The 3422-nt window shown below is 62.4% G+C and carries 5 protein-coding genes; 1 reads left to right on the top strand and 4 read right to left on the bottom strand.

Annotated elements, in window-relative coordinates; genetic code table 11:
* A partial coding sequence (locus tag EOA85_RS30680) for a hypothetical protein (RefSeq protein WP_164759993.1) occupies positions 1-810 on the bottom strand: 810 nt, incomplete at its 3' end.
* Positions 811-879: 69 nt separating this feature from the next.
* Here EOA85_RS30680 and EOA85_RS30675 point away from each other — a divergent pair.
* The gene (locus EOA85_RS30675; protein ID WP_127212230.1) at positions 880-1062 is read left to right on the top strand and encodes a hypothetical protein; all 183 of its coding nucleotides are present in this window, start codon (positions 880-882) and stop codon (positions 1060-1062) included.
* Between the two features lie 102 nt (positions 1063-1164).
* Here EOA85_RS30675 and EOA85_RS30670 read toward each other — a convergent pair whose 3' ends face one another.
* From EOA85_RS30670 to EOA85_RS30660, 3 genes are all read right to left on the bottom strand, one after another.
* Positions 1165-1896, bottom strand: coding sequence for a dienelactone hydrolase family protein (locus EOA85_RS30670; protein WP_127212229.1), 732 nt, complete (start codon positions 1894-1896; stop codon positions 1165-1167).
* Between the two features lie 104 nt (positions 1897-2000).
* Positions 2001-2672, bottom strand: a complete 672-nt coding sequence (locus EOA85_RS30665; RefSeq protein WP_245486155.1) for a 4Fe-4S dicluster domain-containing protein — start codon at positions 2670-2672, stop codon at positions 2001-2003.
* A gap of 107 nt (positions 2673-2779) precedes the next feature.
* Positions 2780-3422, bottom strand: a 643-nt coding sequence (locus EOA85_RS30660) for a trimethylamine methyltransferase family protein (RefSeq protein ID WP_206523401.1), incomplete at its 5' end; no start/stop codon positions are given.

Genomic DNA, 3422 nt, shown 5'->3' with positions numbered 1-3422 from the left:
CTCTCCGGGACAGACCAGGCGCACGGTGACCGTGTGCTTGCCGCTGACCGACATGCCGCCCTGTGTCACGATCTTGGCAAACGGCATCGTGCTGACATCTTGCGAGATGTCCGCCTCGCTCGCAAAGCGTTCTGCTGCAAACACCTCGCCGCTGCCGACTTCGCCTTGAGGACGCATCGACATGCCGTAGCCGCCCATGCAGCGAAGCTTTACGTCGCCGGGCCTGCCTTTCGACTTGCTCTTGAGGCTCATAACAAAGCCATCCGTATCCAGAGCCATATCGATGTCGTCGTTGAGTTGCCCGCTCGATTTGCACGTCATGCCGCCAATCTTCGCGTTCTTGATCTTGCCGGATTGTTTGCCCTTTCCGTTCACCGTCCAACTGTCCGACCCCGGCGAGCTCTTGCCCTCCATCTGGATCGACGGCATCACAAAGGAATAGGTGACATCGAACTGTGGACCCTTGATGCGGGGTTCCATCTTCGCTGCCACGGTGATTGTCCCCTCATCCACGATGCGCTTGAGCTGCGCCCGCATGGCGTTGGCCTGCTCCCGATAGCGTTCGGCTTCTTCGGCGGCGATCTGACTGGGCAACCTGTCCCAATAGACCGCAGCGGTTTCCCTTGCGCATCTCTCCCTGTGCGCGGCCTCGTGAGCCAACGTGATGTCCGCGATTTCCTTGCACTGCGAGCCGGCGCGCAGTGCCTCTAGATCGGCCGGCTTCTGCTCGCAGCTGCCAAACTTCATGTCCACCGTCAAAGGACCCGAGTAGCCGTAGGCCGGGTTGTGAGGAAGCTTGAACGTGCGCATGACGTCGGCGCGCGCCCTGGACGATCGGTCCTGGATGTTAACGTCTGAATCGGGATGGATCGGGTTCTTGTGCGCCTCGATCAGCGGATCCTCGACCGCCTTGAGCTTCGCCGCCATATCGGCGAAGAACATCGCCTCATACTCGGCGTTCTTCAGTTCTTCCTGAACGCTGCGCAGGTTGCGGCAGGAACATTTTGCTTGATCGGCAAAGGCTGGCTGGACCATCGCACTGGTCAACAGGCAAAGGCCTAGAATCTTGCTCCTGAGAGAAACCCGCATCATGCCCCCTGATCAAACGACTGCCGCCGGTATTCAGGAGCTATGTTTCGAGACTATGTCGCCGGCCCCGACGAGCTAGCCCAACGTTTCACTGAACAGCGTCGCCAATCGCTTCAAGTGGCGCTCGGCGCCCGTTGCGTCGAAGGCGCTGTGGTCCGGCACGCACCAGCCATGCGCCATGCCGGCATAGTTCTCGATGACATGGTCGACTTCAGCCGTGCGCAGCGCTTCGGCCAGCCGTGCCGACTGCTCCGGCGGAAAACTTCTGTCAACACCCGCCGTGCCGACATAAACCCGCGCCTTGATCGACGTAGCGTTTCGGTGCGGGCTGTCGGCGGCATCGCTCGCCAGATTGCCGCCATGGAAACTAGCCGCGGCAACGATCCGGCCGGGATAGGTCGCGGCGGCGTTCAGCGCCCGCGCTCCGCCCATGCAATAGCCCACGGTGCCGACCGGTCCGGTAACGCCTTCGGCATCGAGCGCATCGAGGAAAGCGCCGCTGTCGCGGATGGTCATGTCCTGTGTCGTGCCGCTGAGGAGACCCGTGATGACGGCTTTGCGCTTCTCGTCGCTGAAGGCGGTCTTGGCCTCGAAAGGGCCGTAGGGCGCGTTGCGGTAGAAAAGGTCCGGGACCAATACCGCGTAATTATCGCCTGCAAGCCGTTCCGCCATCTGGTCGAGCGCCGGCCGCGGGCCAAAAGCGTCCATATAGAGGATGATTGCGGCCTTGGCCGAGGCCGCCGAGCGGAACAGCCCGGCTTTTGCCAAGCCGTCGCTGGTCTTGATCTGAATGTCCCGCTTCGCCATCACCCACTCCTTCTGATTGTCGCGCGATCAATATCCACGCAGGCCAACAGGGCAAGTCGCAATGAGGCAACCTCTTTCAAGATTGCGTGCGGCATTCGGCGACGCTACCGACCCGCGAACGCCGCCATGTGAAAGGCCTGGACCTCTGGGGGATAGCGATAGGCAGTGCCATAGGGGCAGGCGTTGCGGTCGAGACAGCCGCCGGTTCGACAAGGCGTGCCGTTTTGCCCACGCACATGCGCCAGACAAGTTTCATACGCGAAACCATCTGCAGAATACGCGTCGACGGGACAGGATTTCAGGCAAGGTTTGTCGACACATGTGTCACAAAGGTGAATCACGCCGCGGGGTTCGTGGAGCGCTATTTCGTCCTCGAACAGCAGCGCGCCGCGATAGGCGTGCCAGAGCCCGTATTGCGGATGCATGAGGATGCCGAGCGGCGACGGCTGCAAGCCCTCCGCCCGCATCGCCCATTGCTGGAACGGCAGATACGGTCTGTCGGACGGTGACACGGCACGCGCGCCGAAGTCGTTCGCCACCCCGCCGATCACTTCGCGAGACCATGTATCGAGCGGATTGGCGACGGCCTGTGATTGGCTTTCTTTCCAGCGCAGGAAATGCGGCCATGGCGCGGCGCCCGCCTGCCCCACCAGCAGCACGGATCTGGCGGCACCGCCAGAGAGGCCGGAAGGCGTTTCCTCGCCGCCTGCAAAATTGAAACCGCCGCGCAAGGTGAGACCGTGAGCGCAAAGTGCCGCCGCGATGGGTTCCGTCATGCTGCGCTCAAGGATCATCCCTTCCTGTCCGGGTCGGAGAAGGCGCTCCGCCAGACTTCCTTATGGATGATGTTGGCGACTTTAGCCCCGCCTGACTCGGGCTCCTTTCAGGTGAAGGCGTCGGCCATCGACGCTTTCTTCGTGGCGATGAACTCCTTCAGCCCATCGTCGATACCCTGATCGAGATGCGGCGCCTCGTAGCTTTCCAGCCAGCGGCGGGCGAGTTCGTTGGCGCGCTGCGGTGCGGTTTTTTCGCCCTCGGCCAGCCACTGCTCGTACGAATTGTTGTCGGCAATGTTGGAACGGTAGAAGGCGGTCTGGAAATTGGCCTGGGTGTGGTCACAGCCGAGATAGTGGCTGCCGGGACCCACCTGGCGGATCGCGTCCATCGCTTGGCCGTTCTCCGACAGGTCGACACCTTCGGAGAGTTTCTGCGTCATGCCGAGCTGGTCGATGTCCATCATGAATTTTTCGTAGCAGGAGGCGAGCCCACCCTCGAGCCAGCCGGCCGAGTGCAGCACGAAATTGGTGCCGGCAAGGATCGTCGAGTTCAGCGTGTTGGCGCTCTCATAGGCCGCCTGCGCGTCCGGGATCTTCGAAGCGCAGAGCGAGCCGCCGGTGCGGAACGGCAGGCCGAGCCGGCGGGCGAGCTGCGCCGCGCCATAGGAAACCAGCGACGGCTCCGGCGTGCCGAAGGTCGGCGCGCCCGACTGCATCGAAATCGACGAGGCGAAGGTGCCGAACAGCACC

This window comes from Mesorhizobium sp. M5C.F.Ca.IN.020.29.1.1 (assembly GCF_003997375.1).
GTDB lineage: Bacteria > Pseudomonadota > Alphaproteobacteria > Rhizobiales > Rhizobiaceae > Mesorhizobium > Mesorhizobium wenxiniae.
This window is presented reverse-complemented; position numbering and strand designations above follow the sequence as displayed.